This is a genomic window from Kribbella sp. NPDC005582, from assembly GCF_040605415.1.
Taxonomy (GTDB): domain Bacteria; phylum Actinomycetota; class Actinomycetes; order Propionibacteriales; family Kribbellaceae; genus Kribbella.
The window spans coordinates 221,149-241,578 of record NZ_JBEXCU010000004.1; the positions used below are offsets into that span (position 1 = coordinate 221,149).

A 20,430-nucleotide genomic window follows, 5' to 3' on the forward strand; every position below is an offset into this window, starting at 1 on the left:
ATTCCAGTGAGGTCCGATGCACGTCCTCGTGCGCTTACCCCTGCCCAGAATTCGGCCGAAGCTCAGGATCCTTCTCGCACTGCTGCTGACCGCCACGATCCTCGTACCCGGCGAACCAGCAACCGCAGCATCCGGTACGACGGCCTGGCGCGACGGCACGTTCGTCGTCGACACCCCGAACCTGGTCCGGCGCTCCGACATCGTCCTGCAGCGACCCAACGCCGTACCGGCCGAATCGCTGCCGCTCGGCAACGGCGCGCTCGGCGCGGCGGTCTGGGCGGCCGACGGATTCACCGCCCAACTCAATCGCACCGACACGTTCCCCGACCGGAAGTCCCTTGGTCACCTGGTGATCCCGGGACTGGCGAGGCTCACCGGCGCGCCCGACTTCACCGCCACTCTCGACCTGTACGACGGGATGCTGCGGCAGGCGGGCGGTGGGATGACCATGACCGCCTTTGTCCGGGCCGACACCCAGCAGCTCGTCGTCGACGTCACCGGCGCCGATCCGAACAGCACGCAAACCGCCCAGGTGAAGCTGTGGAGCGGACGCGCGCCCCAGGCCCGAGCCTCCGGCAGTACGGCGGCCCTCGCCGAAACCTGGGTGGACAACGCGGGCGCCGGCGCGTCCGGCCGCACCTTCGGATCGCTCGCCGGACTCACTGCCGGCGGTCGCAACGTCGTTGCGAATACGCCGAACAACCTCACCGGTCAGGTCACCTTCCAACCCAACACCGACGGTTCGTTCCGAGTCGTCGTCGCCGCACCGACCTGGACCGGCGGAGACTCGATCGCCACCACGAACGCGGTACTCAACGGTGCCGCGCAAGGCGAAGTACGGAACGCGCATCTGCAGTGGTGGCACAACTACTGGAGCTCGGCCGGCTTGATCAAGATCAGCTCGGCCGACGGCACCGGTGACTACGTCGAGAATCTGCGGACGATCTTCCTCTACGCGAGCGCGGCACAGAGTCGCGGTGTCCTGCCGGGATCGCAGGCCGGGGTCGCCGACCTGTTCACGTTCTCCCAGGACAAGCGTGACTGGTACCCGGCCGGCTACTGGTTCTGGAACCTGCGAATGCAGGTGGCCGCCAACCTCGCGGCCGGACTACCGAGCCTCAACGACCCGATGTTCCGCCTCTACAACGACAACCGAGACGCGATCGCGGCCTGGACCAGCGCGCACATGCCTGGCAAACAAGGCCTCTGCGTCCCGGAGACGATGCGGTTCAACGGCAACGGCACCTACAACGGCGGCACCGACAACGCCTCCTGCGACTCGACGATCCCGCCGATGTGGAACTCGCTCAACGTCACCACCGGAGCGGAGGTCGGCCTCTGGGTCTGGGAGCACTACCGGATGACCGACGACCGCGCTTTTCTGCAAGCCAACTACCCGTTGATCAAAGGTGCGGCGCAGTTCCTGCTGTCGCACGCGACCACCGGCTCGGACGGCAAGCTGCACACCAGGTCGAACGCCCACGAGACCCAGTGGGACGTCACCGATCCCACCACGGATGTGGCGGCGATGCAGTCGTTCTTCCCGGTCGCCGTGAAAGCCGCGCAGCTGCTCAACGTCGACTCTGCGCTGGTCAGCCAGCTCAACGCGGCGATCCCGAAGATCCAAACCCTTCCGCGAACCGACACGGCCACGCAGACGCAGCTCCTGACGCCGGCCGACGATGCCAACGGCAACACCATGATCGGACCGTCCACCCAACCCGCTGCGCAGCGGCGCAACTCCGAGAACATCGGTCTGGAAGCGGTCTGGCCGTTCAACCTGATCGGTGACAACTCCGCGCTCGGCCGCCGGACGTTCACCGCGCGGAGTTACGTCAACAGCCACACCTGGAGCTACGACGCTCTCCACGCCGCGCGACTCGGGCTGGCGACCGAGGTGAAGTCTTCGTTGCTGGCGGCAATCAGGCGGTTCCAGGTCTACCCGTCCGGCCTGGCGAGCTTCACCGCCCAACCGGCCGCCGAGCCCTACATCGAGCAGTCGGGTGTGCTGGCCGTCGCCGTACCGGAGGCGCTTGCGCAGGACTACGACGGTCTGCTGCGGATCGCCCCGGCCTGGCCGAGCGACTGGACCGGCGAAGGAACGGTTGCCATTGGCCACAAATCCAAAGTCCACGTCCAGATCACCGCCGGTACGCCGACCACCGTCGCGATCACGTCCGGCGCGAACCAGCAACTCGCCGTACGGAATCCTTGGCCGGGGCAAAGCGTCATCGTCGTCGACGGACAGACCCGAGCGACCGTCGTAGCACCACAAACCAGCCCCACCCTCACCATCCCGGCACAAGCCGGCCGGTCCTACCTGGTGGAGAAGACCGGCTCGGCGATCCAACCCTTCCAAGCACTGACCGGTACGCCGGCCACCGCGGCCCGGCGCTACGACAAGGCAACGATCGGCCTCCCGAAGGCCACGCCGACAGGCACGATCAGCCTCCGAGCCCGGGCCAACGGCAAGTACGTCACCGCCGGCACCGGTACGCCGCTGATCGCGGACAGCACCACGATCGGTACGGCGCAGCAGTTCGAGATGGCGGATCTCGGCGGCGGCAACGTCTCGTTGAAGGCCCGCGCGAACAACCTGTTCGTTGCCGCCGACAACGCGGGTGCGGCACCCCTGCTCGCCAAGAACCCGGCCGTCGGGTCGTGGGAGACCTTCCAGCTGATCCACAACGGCGACGGGACGGTCAGTTTCCGCGCGCAGATCAACAGCAATCTCGTCTGTGCCGAGAACGGTGGCGCGGCCGCCCTGATCGCCAACCGAACGGCGATCGGTCCCTGGGAATCGTTCGACCTGATCAACAACTGAAGGAGAACGCTATGAGGAAGAAAGGCATTCGGCGGATCTCCTTGACGATCGCCGCCGTCATGACCGCCGCAGTGGGTCTCACTGCGAGTGCCCAAGCGGGGTCGACGATCCCACCCGGCGACTACCAGCAGATCTCGCTCGCCAGCGGCGGCAACGAGCTCGGCGAAGCGATGTCGCTGGCTGTACTGCCGAACCGCTCCGTCATCCACACCGCACGCGACGGCTCGGTCCGGATCACCGACGTCAACGGTACGACGAGCCTGGCCGGCAAACTCAACGTCTACACCCACGACGAGGAAGGTCTTCAAGGCGTCGCGGTCGATCCGAACTTCGCCACAAACCGCTTTGTCTACTTGTACTTCTCCCCTCGCCTGAACACGCCTGACGGCGATGCGCCGACCGACGGCACGCAGGCCGACTGGGACGCGTGGAAGGGTGAACTGCATCTCTCGCGATTCGTCCTCGCCACCAACAACACCCTCGATCTCGCCAGTGAGAAGATTGTGCTGCGGGTACCGAACGATCGCGGCCAGTGCTGCCATGTCGGCGGCGATCTCGACTTCGATGCCGCCGGCAACCTCTATCTGACCACCGGCGACGACAGCAATCCGTTCCAGTCCGACAGCTACACGCCGATCGACGAGCGGACCAGCCGCAACCCACAGTTCGACGCACAGCGCACTGCGGGCAACACCAACGACCTGCGTGGGAAGGTACTGCGGATCAAACCGCAGGCTGACGGGACGTACACGATCCCGTCCGGCAACCTGTTCGCACCAGGGACCGCGCAGACCCGACCGGAGATCTATGCGATGGGCTTCCGGAACCCCTTCCGGATGAGTGTCGACAAGGCGACCGGCATCGTCTACCTCGGCGACTACGGCCCGGACGCCGGCGTCACCGACCCGAACCGAGGACCGAACGGTCAGGTCGAGTTCGACCGCATCACCGCACCGGGCAACTTCGGCTGGCCCTACTGCACAGGCACAAACACCACGACCGAGACCTACAACGACTACCAGTTCCCCAGCGGCCCGTCCGGCGCCAAGTTCAACTGCGCCAGCGGAGTCACCAACAACTCCTTCCGCAACACCGGCCGCACCACGCTCCCGCCGGCCCAGCCGGCCTGGATCCGGTACGCCGGTGACGCCGGTACGCCGCCCGAGTTCGGCAACGGCGGATCGGAGTCGCCGATGGGCGGCCCGGTCTACCGGTACGACGCCAACCTGAACTCGCCGGTGAAGTTCCCCGCGTCACTGAACGGCCGCTACTTCGCCGGGGAACTCGGGCGCCAGTGGATCAAAGCGATCGAGGTGACCGGCAGCGGCGGCGTCGGCGACATCGGCGCGTTCCCCTGGAACGGCACCCAGGTGATGGACATGGCCTTCGGCCCCGACGGCGCTCTGTACGTGCTCGACTACGGCACCGGCAGCAACAACCAGGCGCTGTGGCGGATCGAGTACATCGGCGCACAGAACCGCAACCCGGTCGCCAAAGCCTCCGGTACGCCGACCTCCGGCGGGCGCCCGCTCACCGTGGCGTTCTCCTCCGCCGGCAGTTCGGACCCTGAGGGTGGCGCGCTGACCTACCGCTGGACCTTCGGCGACGGCGGTACGTCGACCCAGGCCAACCCGTCGTACACGTACAACACGGCCGGCAACTTCACCGCGACGCTGACCGTCACGGACCCGACCGGCTTGACGGGATCGGCCAATGTCCAGATCAGCGTCGGCAACACCGCACCAACGGTCACGCTCACCACACCGGCTGACGGACAGCTGTTCTCGTTCGGCGACACCGTTCCGTTCCAGGTGACCGTCAGCGATCCGGAGGACGGCACGATCGACTGTTCCAAGGTGAAGGTGACGTACCTGCTCGGCCACGACGCCCACGAACACGAGATCACGTCCAAGACCGGCTGCAGCGGATCGATCGCCGTACCGGTCGACGGTGAACACGATCCGGCGGCCAACGTGTACGGCGTCTTCACCGCGTCGTACACGGACAAGGGCGGGCTGACCTCGACCGACAAGCACAAGCTGCAGCCGCGGCACCGCCAAGGCGAGCACTTCTCGGCGCAGTCCGGTATCCAGTTGGCCGATCACGCGACCGCCGAGGGCGGGAAGACGGCCGGGTACGTCGACAACGGCGACTGGATCTCCTTCCAGCCCTACGCCATCGGCAACGCCACCTCGTTCACGGCACGCGTCTCGTCGGGCGGTCCTGGTGGGACGCTCGAGATCCGCGCGGGGTCGGCGACCGGTGCGCTGATGGGGACTGCGACCGTGGCTCCGACCGGCAGCTGGGACACCTTCACCAACGTCACGGCCAACCTCACCAATAAGCCGAACGGGACGACCAACCTGTTCCTCGTCTTCAAGGGCGTCACCGGTCAGGGCAATCTCTTCGACGTCGATGCCTTCACCTTCAACACGTCGACCTCGGGCGGCAGCACGACCGAGGGTGAGGCGTTCACATCGCAGTCCGGCGTCCAGGCGGCCGCGCACGGCTCGGCCAGTGGCGGCGCGACGGTCGGCTTCATCGAGAACGGCGACTGGGCCGGGTACTCCGGAGTGAGCACCGCCGGAATGCACGGCTTCACCGCACGCGTCTCGTCGGGCGGGTCGGGCGGCACGCTGCAGATCCGCGCCGGCTCCGCGACCGGCACGCTGCTCGGTTCGGTCGCCGTACCGGTGACTGGTGGGTGGGAGAACTTCCAGACCGTCTCCACCACGTTGAACGCGGCAGCGAGTGGTCCGTTGTTCCTGTCCTTCGTCGGCGGCGCCGGAAATCTCTACGACGTCGACACCTTCACCGTGACTCCCTGAGGAGCTGGCCATGACTACTTTCACACGTCGTACCGCACTGATCGCCGGTGGGCTACTGGTCGCCGGCGCGAACAACCTGCCCGCGTTCGCGGCGCCGTACCAGGTGCTGGTGTTCAGCAAGACGGCCGGCTTCCGGCACGACTCGATCCCGGCGGGCATCCAGGCGATCCGTGAGCTCGGGGCCGCGAACGGGTTCACCGTGACCGCGAGCGAGGACAGCAACGTGTTCACCGCGGCCTCGCTGGCGGCGTACAAGGCGGTGGTGTTCTTGAGCACGACCGGCGACGTTCTCAACGACACCCAGCAGGCCGCGTTCGAGTCGTACATCAACGGCGGTGGCGGGTACGTCGGTGTGCACGCCGCCGCGGACACGGAGTACAGCTGGCCGTTCTACGGGCAACTGGTCGGCGCGTGGTTCAACAGTCATCCGGCGATCCAGCAGGTGACCGCCCGGGTCGAGGACCGCACGCATCCGTCCACCGCTCACCTCGGTACGACGTGGGTGCGGACGGACGAGCTGTACAACTACTCGACCAACCCGCGGCCGAACGTGCACGTGTTGATCAACCTGGACGAGTCGACGTACAGCGGCGGGAACATGGGCGACCATCCGATCGCCTGGTACCACGCCCAGGGCTCGGGTCGCTCGTTCTACACCGGCTTCGGGCACACGATCGAGTCGTACGCCGACACCGCGTTCCGCCGGCACCTGCTGGGAGGCATCCAGTACGCCGCTGGAGCGACGTCGACGCCGCCGGTGACCTCCATTGAGGGTGAGGCGTTCACGTCGCAGTCAGGCGTGCAGGTGGCGCCGCACAACGGCGCCAGCGGCGGGCGGACGCTCGGCTACATCGACAACGGCGACTGGGCCGGCTACGCCCAGGTGAACCTCGCCGGTGCCACGTCCTTCAGTGCCCGGATTTCGTCGGGCGGTGCGGGCGGGACGATTCGCATCCGCTCCGGCTCGGCGAGCGGGCCGGTGCTCGGGACGGTCGCCGTACCGGTGACTGGCGGCTGGGAGAGCTTCCAGACCGTTTCGACGACGTTGACTCCCGGCACGGGCGCGCTGTTCCTCACCTTCAGTGGTGGATCGGGTTCGCTGTTCGACGTGGACAGCTTCACGCTCAGCTAGGCAGCACCCTTTAGGGTGCTGGGCATGACGGACGAGAGTACTGAGAAGGCCACCGAGGAGAAGAAGCCGGCGACTCCGGTGGACGATCTGGTGGCGACCCGGCACACCCTGACGATCGGTGGTCGCGAGCTGCGGTACACCGCGACCACCGGGCGGGTCGTGCTGCGGGAAGAGGTGCTGACCGACGGCAAGTTCGACGGGTACAAGCCGAAGGCGGAGGTGTTCCTGACCGCCTACACGCTGGACGACGCCGATGCGGCCGAGCGGCCGGTGACGTTCGCGTTCAACGGGGGGCCGGGGTCGTCGAGCATCTGGCTGCACCTTGGGCTGCTCGGACCACGCCGGGTCGTTTCCGGTGACGCCGGGTCGGTGGCGGCGCCGCCGTACAAGCTGGTGGACAACGACGAGAGCCTGCTGCTGCACAGCGACCTGGTCTTCATCGACCCCGTCGCGACCGGGTTCTCGCGGGCGGTCGAGGGTGAGAAGCCGGGCGAGTACCACGGCTTCACGCGCGACCTGGAGTCCGTGGGCGAGGTGATCCGGCTGTGGACCTCGCGGAACGGGCGCTGGATCTCGCCGAAGTTCCTCGCCGGTGAGTCCTACGGTACGACGCGGGCCGCGGGACTGGCCGCGCATCTGCAAACGCGGTACGGGATGTACCTGAACGGCGTGATGCTGATCTCGGCGGTGCTGGAGTTCGGCACGCTGGACTTCTCCCCCGGCAACGATCTGCCGTACACGCTGTTCCTGCCGACGTACGCCGCGATCGCGCACTACCACGGGCTGATCCCGGACCGGAGCCTCGAGGAGCTGCTCGCCGACGCCGAGCGCTTCGCCGCCGGGCGGTACCCGAATGCGCTTGCCCAGGGCAACCGCATCCCGGACGACTACCGCGCCGAGGTGGTCACCCGGCTGGCCGCACTGACCGGGTTGAGCGAGGACTACATCGACCGGGTTGACCTGCGGATCGAGCATCAGCGGTTCTACACCGAACTGCTGCGCGCGCAACGCCTTACGGTCGGTCGGCTCGACGGGCGCTTCACCGGCTGGGAGGTCGACTATGCGATCGACGCCACCAGCAACGATCCGTCGTTCGCCGCGATCATCGGCCCGTACAGCGCCGCTCTGAACCACTACGTGCGCGTCGAGCTCGGCTACGAGAACGATCTGCCGTACGAGACGCTGAGCTGGGATGCGGCGAAGAACTGGTCCTTCAAGGAGTTCGAGGGCCAGCACATCACCGTCGCCGACAAGCTCGCCGAAGCACTTCGCACCAACCCGCACCTGAAGGTCCACGTGGCCTCCGGACACTACGACGGCGCCACGCCGTACTTCGCGACCGAGCACACGCTTGCCCGGCTCAAGATCCCGCGCGAGCTCACGGACAACATCGAGGTCAAGTACTACCCGGCCGGCCACATGATGTACGTCCACGACGAGTCCCGCGTCCAGCAGTCCGCAGACCTCGCCGCCTTCATCAGCAACAGCTCAGGGGTAGATGCGGAATCCTGAGAACGTCCGGTGGTGCTCATAGGACTTGTAGAAGTCCTCTGCGGTGTCGGTGACGAGATCGATGCGCTGAGCACCGGTGCGGGGGTGCGCGAACTCGATGAGCGCGCGCCCCACACCCTGGCGTCGGTAGTCCGCGTGGGTCGCCATCATCGACAGGTACGACGCGATGTGGCCGTCGCTGAGCAGATACGCGAACCCGATCACGAGGTCGCCGTCGAGGGCGACGACACTCGTCACACCAGGGGCGGTCAGGGTTGCGTGGGCGCGGTCGAGGTCGGCGCCGAAGCTCGGCCAGCCCTCGGCCTCGCACAACGCGACGACGCCGGCGAGATGCTCCCGCTCGTACGTCGTGACGTTCACGGCAAGGTGAGGATCTCGGCGCCGGTGTCGGTGACGACGAGCGTGTGCTCGAACTGCGCGGTGCGCGACTTGTCCTTGGTGGTGGCGGTCCAGCCGTCGTCCCAGAGGTCGTAGTCGTAGGTGCCGAGGGTGAGCATCGGCTCGATGGTGAACGTCATGCCGGGCTCGATGACGTCGTCGAACCGCTCGTCGTCGTAGTGCGGGATGATCAGGCCGGAGTGGAACGACGTCGCGATGCCGTGGCCGGTGAAGTCGCGGACGACGCCGTACCCGAAGCGCTTGGCGTAGGACTCGATGACCCGGCCGATGATGCTGACCTGACGACCGGGCTTGACGGCCTTGATACCGCGCATCAGCGCTTCGTGCGTGCGCTCGACCAGCAGGCGGCTCTCCTCGTCCACGTCGCCGACGAGGAACGTCGCGTTGGTGTCTCCGTGCACGCCGTCGATGAACGCAGTGATGTCGACGTTGAGGATGTCGCCGTCCTCGAGCGGGCGGTCGTCGGGGATGCCGTGGCAGATCACCTCGTTGACCGAGGTGCACAACGACTTCGGGTAGCCGCGGTAGCCCAGCGTCGACGGGTACGCACCGCGCTCGACCAGATACTCGTGGCCGACGGCGTCGAGCTCGTCGGTGGTCACCCCGGGCTTCGCGGCCTCGCCGACGGCCTGCAGCGCCTGCGCGGCGAGTTTGCTCGCGACCCGCATCTTCGCGATCAGCTCCGGCGCTGTCACGTAGGAACCGTCGTACGGCGTCGGGGCCGGCTTGCCGACGTATTCAGGGCGCGGAATGGCGGCAGGAACTTCGCGGCGTGGCGAGATGCTGCCGGGAGTGAGGATCGACATGGTGGGAACATCTTAGTAGGGAGGTGGTCATGGCCAAGAGCGACGATCACAGCAACGAGTGGTACTACAACACCACGACCGGTCAGGTCGAGCCGTACCAAGGCGCCAAGTCGGGCGACCGGCTCGGTCCTTACAGCTCACCCGAAGAAGCGGCCCGGGCGCTGGAAATAGCCCAGGAACGCAACGAAGCCTGGGAGAAGCAGAACAAGGACTGGGAAGACGACTGAAACACCGAAGGGCACCACCGTGACGGTGGTGCCCTTCGGGTTTTCGGGTACGGAATCAGCGGGCAGCGGCCTTACGGGCCGGCGCCTTCCGCGCGGGTGCCTTACGAGCCGGGGCCTTGCGGGCCGGGGCCTTGCGGGCGACCGTCTTCTTGGCCGGAGCCTTCTTCGCCGCGACCTTCCGCGCCGGTGCCTTCTTGGCAACGGTCTTCTTCGCGGGGGCCTTCTTGGCGGCGACCTTCTTGGCCGGGGCCTTCTTCGCGACCGTCTTCTTGGCAGCGACCTTCTTCGCCGGAGCCTTCTTCGCCACCGTCTTCTTGGCGGTGGTCTTCTTCGCGACGGTCTTCTTCGCGGCGACCTTCTTGGCCGGGGCCTTCTTCGCCACGGTCTTCTTCGCAGTGACCTTCTTGGCCGGAGCCTTCTTGGCCACAGTCTTCTTGGCGGTGGCCTTCTTGGCCGGCGCCTTCTTCGCGACAGTCTTGGTGGCGGTGGCCTTCTTCGCCGGGGCCTTCTTCGCTACCGTCTTCTTGGTGGCGGTCTTCTTGGCCGCACTCACCTTCTTGGCGACTGTCTTCTTCGCTGCAACCTTCCGCGCGGTCGTCGTCTTCGCGGCGGTGGTCTTCTTCGCGACAGTCTTCTTGGCGGGAGAAGCCTTTTTGGCTGTCGCCTTCCCTGCGGCTGCCTTCTTGGCTGGCACTTCTGCCTCCTTGTGCGGCTGAGGAAAACCACGGTGGATTCCTCGACGTCTAAGATGATGACAACACTTGGTGCCTTCGTAAAGCACCCGAAACACTTCTCCGTCAAGGCGGCGCACGGAGAAAAGTCCGGCGATTTGCCGAAAAGCGTTGTGCAGAAGGGTTTCCACCGCACCGCGGAGCGGCCGAAGTGCGGCCAGAATTTCTTCACGACACGCGCGCAAAGTTCGTGTCGAAGGGCCGTTCGGCGCAGTGTTGTCGTCGGCAACAGAGTTCGAGCGGAGAGTGGGAACGATGCGAATCGTCAGTCTCGTGCCGTCGTTGACGGAGTCGATCGCCGTCACGCACGCACACCTGTTGATCGGTGCGACGGACTGGTGCACACGTCCCGCAGAGCTCGACGTGACGCGCGTTCGCGGCACGAAAAACCCTGACCTCGAACGCATCGAAGCACTCGCACCGGACCTGGTGATCGCCAACGCCGAAGAGAATCGCGCCGTCGATGTCGACGCGTTGCGCGCACTCGGCATCGAGGTGTGGATGACGTCACCGGCGACAGTCGACGAAGCACTTGATCAACTCGACGAACTGCTCGTCGCGATCACCGGCGACGTACCGCAGTGGTTGCGTGATGCCCGCGAAGTGTGGAGTACGCCGTACACCGGTCCGCGACGCCGTGCCGTCGTACCGATCTGGCGACGGCCGTGGATGGCGTTGGGACGGGACACGTTCGCCGGTGATCTGCTGGCGCGAATCGGCGTCGACAACGTGTTCGCGGAATCCGCCGAACGCTATCCGCGGTTCGACCCCGAAGCATTACCGCCGCACGACGTCGCGGTGTTGCCGGACGAGCCTTATCGGTTTACTCCCGAGGACGGGCCGGAGGCATTTCGGCAGCCCGCGAAGTGCGTCTCCGGACGGCACCTGACGTGGTACGGCCCATCACTGGTCGGGGCGCGGGCGGTACTCAGCGGACAGCTGACGTGACGTCCGACACGATCACTGCTCACTCAACTAGACAGTTAGGTTTGCCTCACCTACGCTCGCCTGGTGCCGGAGATGACCGCGAAGAAGAAGTGCTGCAAGGACAAGCCGAGGTGCAAGAAGTGCCCGGTCGTCCTGAAGCGGCTCGCCGATGCCGGCTGCGCCGAGCGGTTGGACCGGACGCACTACAAGGTCGACAAAAAGGTGCCGAAGAAGGTTTTGAAAGAGGCCCGGTCGCGCTGACCGGTCTCAGGACGCGCGGCGCAGGACGATCGCGTCGGACGCCTGCCGGAGGATGCCCGGGATCGTGACGTGGGCGGCCTGGCCGGTCGCCTCGAGGTCGTCACCCCACCACCAGCCGTGCGCGCTGATCGTCTGCAGCTCCAGCTCCTCCTGGTTCGCGAACGTGACGTCGACAGTGTCGACCGCGACCGCGAAGAACGTCTGCTGCTGAATCATCCGGGCGCCGCCCCACTCGAACTCGATCGTGTTCTTCGCGACCGGCACACCGAGCGCTTCCACGGGCAGCACGATGCCGACTTCCTCGCGCAGCTCCCGGCACGCGGCGTCCGCGACCGACTCGCCGGCCTCGACACCGCCGCCGATCGTGAACCAGTACGGAACCTCGGGTTTCAGCGGATCCCAGCCGTGCAGCAACAGGACTTTGCCGTCCGGACGCACCGGCAGCACACGAGCCGTCGTCCGGCGGACGACGGTACCTGGAGGTGGCAACCGAGATTCACTCACACCACAAAACGCTAGACGACAAACGCCACCTCGCGCCTTGCGATCCGGCGCGTCTCCCGGGTTGTTGCCGCCGACATCTACGATCGAAGGTATGGGAGCACGTATCGGTTTGGGGCTCGCGGCGCTCGGGCGGCCGGGGTACATCAATCTCGGTCACGACGAGGATCTGCCGGCCGGACGGGCCGTCGACGATCTGCGGCAACGCACGCACGAACTGCTCGAGCAGGCGTGGCGGGCGGGCGTTCGCTACTTCGACGCCGCCCGTTCGTACGGGCTTGCCGAAGTGTTTCTCGGCGAGTGGCTGACTCCGGAACGTCGTGCCCAGCTCACCGTCGGTTCCAAGTGGGGCTACACGTACGTCGCGGACTGGCGGCACGATGCCGAGACGCACGAGGTGAAGGACCACGGGCTCGCGACGTTCGAGCGGCAGTGGCCGGAGACCGTGCAGGCCTTGGGCGGCGCGCCGGACTTCTATCTCGTCCACAGCCTCACGACGGACAGTCCCGCGCTCGGCGACGAGAAGTTGCTGGACCGGCTCCGCGAGCTCGCCGACAGCGGCGTACGGGTCGGGTTGTCGACCAGCGGACCGCAGCAGGCCGCCGCGTTGCGTAAGGCGCTGGAGCTCGATGGACCATTCACAGCGGTCCAGTCCACCTGGAACGTGCTGGAGACCTCGGCCGGCGCCGCGCTCGCCGAAGCACACGACGCCGGCTGGTTCGTGCTGGTGAAAGAAGCCGTCGCCAACGGCCGACTCACTGCGAAGGCGGGCGAGACCCCGTTCAACGCCTTCGCCCGGCAGCACGGCATCGCGCCGGACGCACTCGCGATCGGTACGGCGGCCGCGCAACCGTGGGCCGATGTCGTGCTCAGCGGCGCGACGACCGCCGAGCAGCTCGAGAGCAACCTCGCCTTCCGCACCGAAGGACCGCTCGCCGAGTTCGTCCAGCAGCCGGAGGAATATTGGACCGAGCGGTCAGCACTCCCCTGGATCTAGGCGCGGCTGCGCATCTCCTCCGCGAAGGACTCCTGCGCGTACTGCATCTTCGTCGCCTCGGCCGGGTCGGCGAAGACCGCGCCGATCGTGGCGGGATCGACGTCGTACACATGGGTCTGCAGCCACCAGATGTTGCCGACCGGGTCCTTCACGCGGCAGCCACGATCGCCGGTGATCCGCGACTCCATCAGCTCGGTCACCACCGTGCCACCGGCCGCCACCGCCCGGTCCAGCGTTGCGTCGACGTCATCGACGTACACACTGAGGAAGCTCGGCGTGGCCGGCCAGTCGGGTTGGGCGTCGAACGTCATCAGCACCGACTCGCCTACCGTGATCTCAGCATGGCCGATCGTCCCGTCCGGATTCGGGAACCGCCCGGAAGCGCGCACGTCGAACGTCTGCTCCACAAATGCGAGAAACTGCTCTGCGCCGCGAACGACGATGTACGGCGTGACGGTCGACTTACCACCCGGGTTCTTGTTCATGTCCACCAGCATCGACTAAGTAGCGGACAGGACGTGTCCGCTAGCTGAAGGGGTGAGGCCGATGGCTCGCAGAGGTTTGCGAAGGATGCGGACCGGCATCGTGATCCTGGTGCTGGTGGTGCTCGTCGGCGGCGGTGGGTACGTCGGCTGGGTACTCGTGCAGCGCTCCGAACCGGTCTCACTGCCGACTCCGACCGGCCAGTTCCAGGTCGGCCGGCAGACGTTCGAGTGGACCGACACCGCCCGCAAGGACCCGTACGTCGCCGGTCCGCGCAAGCTGGCGGTGTGGGTCTGGTACCCGGTTGCCAAGGGCGTGACCGGCCGGAAGGTTGCCTACGCCCCCGGCCAGTGGAGCGGACTGCAGCTGAAGGCACCGGTGTCCATTCTGGAGGGGCCGTTCGACGGCCTGCACGACCCGGCACTGGATCACGCGGCGGTCGCGCCCGGCCGGTTCCCGGTGGTGGTTCTGCTGCCGGGGATGGGATTCTCCGCGCCGATGTACGCCGCACTCGCCGAGGATCTCGCCAGCCACGGCTACCTCGTCGCCGGCGTGACACCGACGTACAGCGCGAACCTCACCGTGCTGGACGGCCGAACCGTCGAGAGCATGCCGGCCGCCAACCCGTCGAACCTCGGCGACAACTCACCGGGCGCGATCGCGGCGGCCGACCACCTCGTCACCCTCTGGGCTGCCGACGCCCGGTTCGCGGCGACCCAGGTGGCCAAGGAGCTCCCCGACAGTGCCGACACCGCGTTCGGGCCGGCGTACGTCGGCCATTCCTTCGGTGGGGCCGCGTCGCTGGAGGCCTGCCGCACGGATCAACGGTGCGCGGCCGCGGCGGACCTCGACGGCACCCAGTACGGCGAAGCGGTGAAGAAGGGCGTGCAGGCGCCCATCCTGCTGCTCGGCGCCGACGATTCGTGTATCACCAGCATCTGCGGCCCCGACGCGAAGTCGGACGCCGGACGGTCCTCGGCGTTGTCGTTGCTCAAGGCAAGCACCAACACGTCGTGGTGCGCCACGATCCCGGACACCCGCCACTTCAACTTCACCGACTACGGCGTCTACTACCTGGCCTGGCCGCTGCGCAAGTTCTTGCCCCTCGGCAGCATCGAACCGCGGCGCGCGCTCACCGTCCAGAACGGCTACGTCACCACGTTCCTGTCACACGCCCTCCGCAACACCCCCACCCCCGGCGCCCCCGCCTGCCCGTCCTAGAGGTCGAGTTCGTAGGTTTGGCCGACGAGCTCGTTGCCCCAGGCGTTGTGGGGCTCGGAGGCCGTGAGGCGGAAGCCTCGGGCGAGGTAGATGTGGCGGGCGGCAACCAACGGATCGTTCGTCCAGAGGACCATGCGTTTGTAGCCGGCCTCGCGCGCGAAGGCCAGGCAGGTGTCGACCAGTTCGGCGCCGAGGCCGCGACCGCGGGCGGCCGGCGTGAGCAGCAGCAGACGGAGCTGGGCGGTGGACTCGTCGGGGCCGCGCACACAGAAGATGCTCCCCACCCGCTCGCCGTCGACCTCCGCGATCCACGCGGCTTCGCGGGTCTCGTCGTGCTCGGTCGCGTACGCCGTGACAATCTGCGCGATCAGCGTCTCGTAGGCGAAGCCCCAGCCGTACTCGGCCGCATAGGTCTCGGCGTGCGACTGGACCACCCAGCCCAGATCACCCGGCAGCCCCAGTTTCCTGATCATCGAACCCATCCAATCCACTGACACGACTGTTTCAGTGGTTCATACTAGGCACGTGCCGACCCTGAAAGAAACCCCCTCCGCTCGCGAGCAGGAGCTGCTCGAGCGCGCCTACGAGTACTCGCTGAACCACGGGCTGGCCGACCTGTCACTCCGCCCGCTCGCGGCCGCGATCGGCTCGAGTCCGCGGGTGCTGCTGTTCCTGTTCGGCAGCAAGGACGGCCTGATCCGTGCATTGCTCGCCCGCGCCCGCACCGACGAGCTGGACCTGCTCCAGCACATCGACAGCCAGTACGACGAACCGCCCGGGCTGACCGTGGTCGCGCGGGAGCTGTGGACGTGGCTGGCCGCGCCCGAACGCCGGCCGCTGATGGCGTTCTGGGTCGAGGCGTACGGGCGGTCGCTGGTCGTGCCGGACGGGCCGTGGGCGGACTACGGCCGGTCGACGGTCGAGGACTGGCTCGAACTGCTCAAGGCGAGTCAGCCGGACCCCGGGTCGCCTGCGGCGGAGGCACGGCGTACCGGGGTGCTGGCGATGTTGCGGGGTGCGTTGATCGACCTGCTGGCGACCGGCGACCTGGATCGCACGACCGCCGCGGTCGAGGCCTATCTCAACGACTAACGCAGCTTACGGGACTAGTTCGAAGGCGACGCTGCGCTTGACGATGTCGGCCTCGACGAGCTTCACGCGGACCGGCTTGCCGAGCGGGAGCTCCGCCGTACCGCTGACGCGCCCTTCGACCGCGTGCGCGGAGAGGACGACGATGCCGCGGTTCGGTTCGCGGTCGTCGACGTCGGTGATGACGCCGTCGAACTCGGCACCGACCTGGTCGGCCATCAGACCGGCCTCGACCATGCCGACGATCGCGCGCTCGTAGGCGTTGGCGCGGCGATCCGCCTCTTCCATGAGCTTCGGCAACTCGTCCATCGACTCGCGCACCCACGCGGGCACCTCGGTCCCGGCCGACAGCGCCAGGCAGATCTCGCCGGCCCAGCGGTCGATCAGGCGCCGCAGCGGTGCGGTGACATGGGCGTACTCAGCCTTCATCGCGGCGTGCTGCGGATGCTCCGGCACGCTCCCCGCGAACGTCACGTAGCCGGCGCCGCGGAACAGCACCGTGCAGGCCGCGAGCATCGCCGCGTGCGCCGGCACCTTGGGATCGAGTCCGTGGATGAATTCGGCGTACGTCGTCTCCTGCGGCCAGTCGATTCCGAGCGCTTTCGCGGTGTGTCCGAGCTTCTTGCGCAGGTCGTCGCGCGGTTCGGGCAGCGTGCGCAAAATGCCGATCTTGCCCTTGATCATCAGTTCGGCCGCGGCCATCCCGGTGAGCAGCGAGATCTGCGCGTTCCAGCCCTCGACCGGGAGCGGCGCGCGGAACTCAAGGCTCCAGCCGTCGTCCGTCTTGATGACTTCCTGGTCGGGGATCGGCAGGTTCACGCCGCCGCGCTCGAGCTCGAGCTGCTCGCGCAGCTTGCCGACCTCACGCAGCAGCTGCAACGACTCCGACGCCGTACCGGCATCGAGGTCCTGCTGGACGCCGGCGTAGTTGAGCTTGGCGCGCGACTTCACCAGCGCGCGCTCGCAGGTCACGCCGGTGCTCTCGCCGCGCGCATTGAGCGGGACTGTCCACAGCAGCGCAGGCCGCACCTGGTCGGGCAGCAGCGAGGCCGCGCCCTCGGACAGCTCCGGCGGGTGCAGCGGGGTCCGCTTGTCCGGGGCGTAGAGCGTTACGCCGCGGCGACGCGTCTCGACGTCGATCGGGTCGCCGTACTGGACGAACGCGGCGACATCGGCGATCGCGTAGTGCACGACGTACCCGTCGCCGGCGCGCTCGATGTGCAGCGCCTGGTCGAGGTCCATCGAGTCCGGCGGATCGATCGTCACGAACTCCAGGTCGGTCCGATCAAGCGCCGGCAGCCGCGGCGCCGTACCGGCCGCCAGAGCCGCCGCCACCACCTCGGGCGGGAACTCCGCCGGTACGTCGAGCTCCCGGCGGATGTCCTGCATCGACGACCGGAACACCTCCGGCACATCGTCCGCGAACCTGACCTTCTGCAATGGCATGAGGTCAGAGTAACTACGGGACTACGTTGAAGCTGCGCAGGGACGCGAGGCCGTCGGCGTACCAGTGGATCTCGGTCAGGGTGGCCGGGCGAAGTTCCATCCGGAAGATGGAGGCCATCGGGGCCTGCAGGACCGAGCGGACCATCAGCTTGATCGGCGTCACGTGCGTGACGACCACGACGGTCTTACCCGGGTAGCGGGTGAGCAGGCCGTCGCGGGCCGAGCGAGCCCGGCGGGCGCAGGTGTCGAAGGACTCGCCGCCGGGCGGCGCGACCGTGGTCGTCTCCAGCCACGCGCTCAGCTGGTCGGGCCACTTCTGCTGCACCTCGGCGAACGTGTGTCCGTCCCAGTCACCGAACGAGCACTCCACCCAGCCGTCGTCCACAGTCAGCTCGAGACCGAGCCGCGTCGCGACGACCTCGGCGGTCTGCCGGGTCCGCAGCAAGGGCGACGTGACGATCGCGTCGACACCGCCTTGCAGGGCCAGGTATTCGGCGGCAGCGGCTGCTTGAGACCGACCGGTGTCGCTGAGCCCCGGATTCTCGCCGGTCGAACCGGAGAACCGCTTCTCGGCGGTGTACGGCGTTTCGCCGTGGCGCAGGAAGATGAGCTGCGTCGGCGGGTCGACCTGGGCGCCCCAACCCTGCAAGGCCTTCTGCAGGTCCGACGGCTCCTTCGGTACGACGACCTTGGCCGTGACCGGCTCCGGCTTGATCGGGATCGGGATCCCGTCCAGCGCGTTGTTCGCGAGGGCGTCGGCGGCCGAGTTCTGCGCGCGCGGCACCCAGGTCCACTCGGTGCCGAACGGCGCGAGGCTCTGTGCCTTGGTCGCCAGCGGCTTCATATCCGGGTGCTTGATCTTCCAGCGGCCGGCCATCTGCTCGATGACCAGCTTGGAGTCCATCCGCACCTCGATCGAGGCTTCCGGCGCATACTCCGCGGCCAGCTCCAGTCCGGCGATCAAACCGGAGTACTCGGCGACGTTGTTGGTCGCGATCCCGAGCGTCTTGCCGTCCTGCGCGATGACCTCCCCCGTCGCCGGGTCGCGCACGAGAGCGCCGTAGGCCGCTGGTCCGGGGTTGCCCCGGGATCCTCCGTCGGCCTCGACGATCACATGCGTGTAGGTCATACCGCGCTCTCCGGCGTACGGACCAGGATCCGGCCGCACTCTTCACAGCGCAGTACGGCGTCCGGCGCGGCCGCCTTCATCGCGTTCAGATCCGACGGTGCAAGCTCCATCCGGCAGCCCATGCAGCGCTTGCCGACCAGCGGCGCAGCGCCGATACCACCGTTGTGCTCACGCAGCCGCTGGTACTGCTTGACGAGCGCCTCGGGCAGCTCGGCCAGCACCTCGGCACGCTTCTCGTTGATGCCGGCGCGCTGCTCGTCGAGCTCCTTCAGCGACGCGTCCCGGCTGCTCTCCAGCTCGGCCTGCCGGCCGGCGAACGCCTCGGCGCGGGCGCGCAGGTCCTTCTGCACGACCTCGGCCGCCTCGAGCTTCTCCATCACCTCGAGCTCGGCGTCCTCGAGGGCCGAGATCCGCCGCTCCAGCGAGCCGACCTCGTGCTGCAGGTTGTCCAGGTCCTTCGGCGAGGTGATCTGGCCGGAGTCGATCCGCTGCTGGTTGCGCGCCTTGCGCTGGCGGACCTGGTCGACATCACTGTCGGCCTTCTTCTGCTCACGCTGCAGGTCACCGACCTCGGTGTCAGCGGTGACCAACTCCCGGTCCACCACCGACTTCTCCGCGAGCAGCTCGACCAGAGCCTGGTGCTCCGGCAGCGCCTTGCGCTTGTGGGCGACCTGATCCAGCTGCAGGTCGAGATCCTGCAGGTCCAGCAGACGGCGTTGGACGGCGGGCTCGGCGTTCAGGGTCGGCTCCTTTAATTCGTTCAGTTTGCGCTCAGAGCCGCAGATTCCATGCGTCGGTGCAGAGCGTCGAGATGTGAGTGTCTACGGTACTGCCTTGCGCCGCCAGGTTTTGCCGCAGGAGGCGGTCGGCGTCCCGCAACCACGGCCATTCGCTGGCCCAGTGGGCGACGTCGACCAGGGCTGGGCCGCCGTCGTACGCCTGCGCTTCGGTCGCGGGGTGGTGCCGCAGGTCGGCGGTCACGTAGGCATCGACGCCGGCCGCGCGCACCTTGGCGAACTCCGAGTCGCCCGCTCCCCCGACCACCGCGACGCTGCTGATCAGGCGTTCGAGATCGCCCGAGACCCGCACCCCGTGCTCGGTCCGCGGCAACTTGTCCGCGACCAGCTGCGCGAACTGCTTCAGTGGGAGCGGCTCCGCCAGTACGCCGATCCGTCCCCCACCGCGGTTGCCGGGGAGGGCGGCGAGTTCGTAGACGTCGTACGCCGGTTCCTCGTACGGGTGCACGGCCTTCAGCGCCTCGACGACCGCGCGACGCTTGTGCCGAGGCAGGATCATCTCGAGCCGCGTCTCCGCAACGCGCGACACGTGACCGACGCGACCCGTTGTAGGTGTGGCACCGTCGAGGGGCCGGAAGGTGCCTTCGCCGGTCGAGGTCCACGCGGCGCGGTCGTAGTTGCCGATCTGGCCGGCGCCGGCGGCTGCGAGCGCGTCGAGCAGGGGTTCGGTGTGCTCGGTCGGGACGAAAACCACCAGCTTGTCCAGCGAATCTTCCGGCATGGGATTCAGCGGGCGAGTGTCCTGCAGACCGAGCGCGGCGGCCAGGGCGTCGCTGACGCCAGGGTTCGCGTTGTCGGCGTTCGTGTGGCAGACGTGCAGCGCGGTGTTGCTCCGGATCAGGTCGTGCACGACCCGGCCCTTCGGCGTCGTCGCGGCCACGCTGTTCACGCCACGCAGCAACAGCGGGTGGTGGGTGACGAGCAGGTCGAACTCCCCCGCGATCGCCTCGTCCACCACCTCCCGCATCGGGTCCACGGCGAACAGAACCCGCCGTACCGGCTGGTCCGGGTCGCCCGTCACCAGTCCGACCGCGTCCCAGGACTCAGCCCAGGACGGGTCGTACAACCGGTCGAGTACGGCGATGACGTCGGCGAGCCTCGGATTCACGAGGCCCATCTT

20 protein-coding genes are annotated in these 20,430 nt (G+C 67.6%); 10 read left to right on the top strand and 10 right to left on the bottom strand.

What is annotated here, in order from left to right; translation table 11 throughout:
- Positions 1-16: 16 nt before the first annotated feature.
- The 4 genes from ABZS29_RS24270 to ABZS29_RS24285 are packed head-to-tail and all read left to right on the top strand — an operon-like array spanning position 17 to position 8,296.
- Positions 17-2,824, top strand: coding sequence for a hypothetical protein (locus tag ABZS29_RS24270; protein ID WP_355464805.1), 2,808 nt, complete (start codon positions 17-19; stop codon positions 2,822-2,824).
- Between the two features lie 11 nt (positions 2,825-2,835).
- Positions 2,836-5,652: a carbohydrate-binding protein gene (locus ABZS29_RS24275; RefSeq protein ID WP_355464807.1), complete on the top strand. Its 2,817-nt coding sequence runs from the start codon at positions 2,836-2,838 to the stop codon at positions 5,650-5,652.
- A gap of 10 nt (positions 5,653-5,662) precedes the next feature.
- Positions 5,663-6,784, top strand: coding sequence for a ThuA domain-containing protein (locus ABZS29_RS24280; protein WP_355464809.1), 1,122 nt, complete (start codon positions 5,663-5,665; stop codon positions 6,782-6,784).
- Positions 6,785-6,808: 24 nt separating this feature from the next.
- Complete coding sequence (locus ABZS29_RS24285) at positions 6,809-8,296, top strand: peptidase S10 (protein WP_355464811.1); 1,488 nt, start codon at positions 6,809-6,811, stop codon at positions 8,294-8,296.
- On the opposite strand, the gene ABZS29_RS24290 is transcribed toward ABZS29_RS24285, so the two are convergent.
- Both ABZS29_RS24290 and map read right to left on the bottom strand, forming a co-directional pair.
- The gene (locus ABZS29_RS24290) at positions 8,273-8,656 is read right to left on the bottom strand and encodes a GNAT family N-acetyltransferase (protein WP_355464812.1); all 384 of its coding nucleotides are present in this window, start codon (positions 8,654-8,656) and stop codon (positions 8,273-8,275) included. The genes ABZS29_RS24285 and ABZS29_RS24290 overlap by 24 nt on opposite strands.
- Complete coding sequence (gene map, locus ABZS29_RS24295; RefSeq protein ID WP_355464814.1) at positions 8,653-9,501, bottom strand: type I methionyl aminopeptidase; 849 nt, start codon at positions 9,499-9,501, stop codon at positions 8,653-8,655. The genes ABZS29_RS24290 and map overlap by 4 nt, the downstream gene beginning before the upstream one ends.
- Before the next feature lie 29 nt (positions 9,502-9,530).
- Here map and ABZS29_RS24300 point away from each other — a divergent pair, with 29 nt between their 5' ends.
- Positions 9,531-9,728: a hypothetical protein gene (locus ABZS29_RS24300; protein ID WP_355464815.1), complete on the top strand. Its 198-nt coding sequence runs from the start codon at positions 9,531-9,533 to the stop codon at positions 9,726-9,728.
- Between the two features lie 55 nt (positions 9,729-9,783).
- Here the strand turns inward: ABZS29_RS24300 and ABZS29_RS24305 are convergent, their stop codons facing one another.
- Entirely contained in the window at positions 9,784-10,422 is a 639-nt protein-coding gene (locus ABZS29_RS24305; protein ID WP_355464817.1) for a histone H1-like repetitive region-containing protein, read from the bottom strand.
- A 292-nt stretch (positions 10,423-10,714) separates the two neighbouring features.
- On the opposite strand from ABZS29_RS24305, the gene ABZS29_RS24310 reads away from it, so the two are divergent.
- Together ABZS29_RS24310 and ABZS29_RS24315 are read left to right on the top strand one after the other, a co-directional pair.
- Positions 10,715-11,407 carry a helical backbone metal receptor gene (locus tag ABZS29_RS24310; protein ID WP_355464819.1) on the top strand — a complete coding sequence of 231 codons (693 nt, stop codon included), beginning with the start codon at positions 10,715-10,717 and terminating at the stop codon, positions 11,405-11,407.
- Positions 11,408-11,470: 63 nt separating this feature from the next.
- Positions 11,471-11,647, top strand: a complete 177-nt coding sequence (locus ABZS29_RS24315) for a hypothetical protein (protein ID WP_355465588.1) — start codon at positions 11,471-11,473, stop codon at positions 11,645-11,647.
- Between the two features lie 6 nt (positions 11,648-11,653).
- On the opposite strand, the gene ABZS29_RS24320 is transcribed toward ABZS29_RS24315, so the two are convergent.
- Complete coding sequence (locus tag ABZS29_RS24320) at positions 11,654-12,151, bottom strand: NUDIX domain-containing protein (protein ID WP_355464821.1); 498 nt, start codon at positions 12,149-12,151, stop codon at positions 11,654-11,656.
- Positions 12,152-12,242: 91 nt separating this feature from the next.
- On the opposite strand from ABZS29_RS24320, the gene ABZS29_RS24325 reads away from it, so the two are divergent.
- Entirely contained in the window at positions 12,243-13,145 is a 903-nt protein-coding gene (locus tag ABZS29_RS24325; protein ID WP_355464822.1) for an aldo/keto reductase, read from the top strand.
- Here ABZS29_RS24325 and ABZS29_RS24330 read toward each other — a convergent pair.
- A complete protein-coding gene (locus tag ABZS29_RS24330) occupies positions 13,142-13,630 on the bottom strand; it encodes a VOC family protein (protein ID WP_355464824.1) in 489 nt (162 codons plus the stop codon). The genes ABZS29_RS24325 and ABZS29_RS24330 overlap by 4 nt on opposite strands.
- A gap of 61 nt (positions 13,631-13,691) precedes the next feature.
- Here ABZS29_RS24330 and ABZS29_RS24335 point away from each other — a divergent pair, with 61 nt between their 5' ends.
- On the top strand, positions 13,692-14,849 hold the full coding sequence (locus ABZS29_RS24335) for a hypothetical protein (protein ID WP_355464826.1): 1,158 nt from the start codon (positions 13,692-13,694) through the stop codon (positions 14,847-14,849).
- Here the strand turns inward: ABZS29_RS24335 and ABZS29_RS24340 are convergent.
- Positions 14,846-15,322 carry a GNAT family N-acetyltransferase gene (locus ABZS29_RS24340; RefSeq protein WP_355464828.1) on the bottom strand — a complete coding sequence of 159 codons (477 nt, stop codon included), beginning with the start codon at positions 15,320-15,322 and terminating at the stop codon, positions 14,846-14,848. The two genes, ABZS29_RS24335 and ABZS29_RS24340, sit on opposite strands and share 4 nt — an antisense overlap.
- 52 nt (positions 15,323-15,374) lie before the next feature.
- On the opposite strand from ABZS29_RS24340, the gene ABZS29_RS24345 reads away from it, so the two are divergent.
- Positions 15,375-15,941 (top strand): TetR/AcrR family transcriptional regulator, encoded by a 567-nt coding sequence (locus ABZS29_RS24345; RefSeq protein WP_355464830.1) that lies wholly within the window; start codon positions 15,375-15,377, stop codon positions 15,939-15,941.
- 6 nt (positions 15,942-15,947) lie between these two features.
- Here the strand turns inward: ABZS29_RS24345 and ABZS29_RS24350 are convergent, their stop codons facing one another.
- From ABZS29_RS24350 to ABZS29_RS24365, 4 genes are all read right to left on the bottom strand, one after another.
- On the bottom strand, positions 15,948-17,384 hold the full coding sequence (locus ABZS29_RS24350) for an RNB domain-containing ribonuclease (protein ID WP_355464832.1): 1,437 nt from the start codon (positions 17,382-17,384) through the stop codon (positions 15,948-15,950).
- A 13-nt stretch (positions 17,385-17,397) separates the two neighbouring features.
- A complete protein-coding gene (locus tag ABZS29_RS24355; protein ID WP_355464834.1) occupies positions 17,398-18,513 on the bottom strand; it encodes a bifunctional RNase H/acid phosphatase in 1,116 nt (371 codons plus the stop codon).
- On the bottom strand, positions 18,510-19,115 hold the full coding sequence (locus ABZS29_RS24360) for a C4-type zinc ribbon domain-containing protein (protein ID WP_355464836.1): 606 nt from the start codon (positions 19,113-19,115) through the stop codon (positions 18,510-18,512). Before ABZS29_RS24360 ends, ABZS29_RS24355 begins: the two co-directional genes overlap by 4 nt.
- Before the next feature lie 169 nt (positions 19,116-19,284).
- Positions 19,285-20,427, bottom strand: coding sequence for a Nif3-like dinuclear metal center hexameric protein (locus tag ABZS29_RS24365; RefSeq protein WP_355464838.1), 1,143 nt, complete (start codon positions 20,425-20,427; stop codon positions 19,285-19,287).
- Positions 20,428-20,430: the final 3 nt, after the last annotated feature.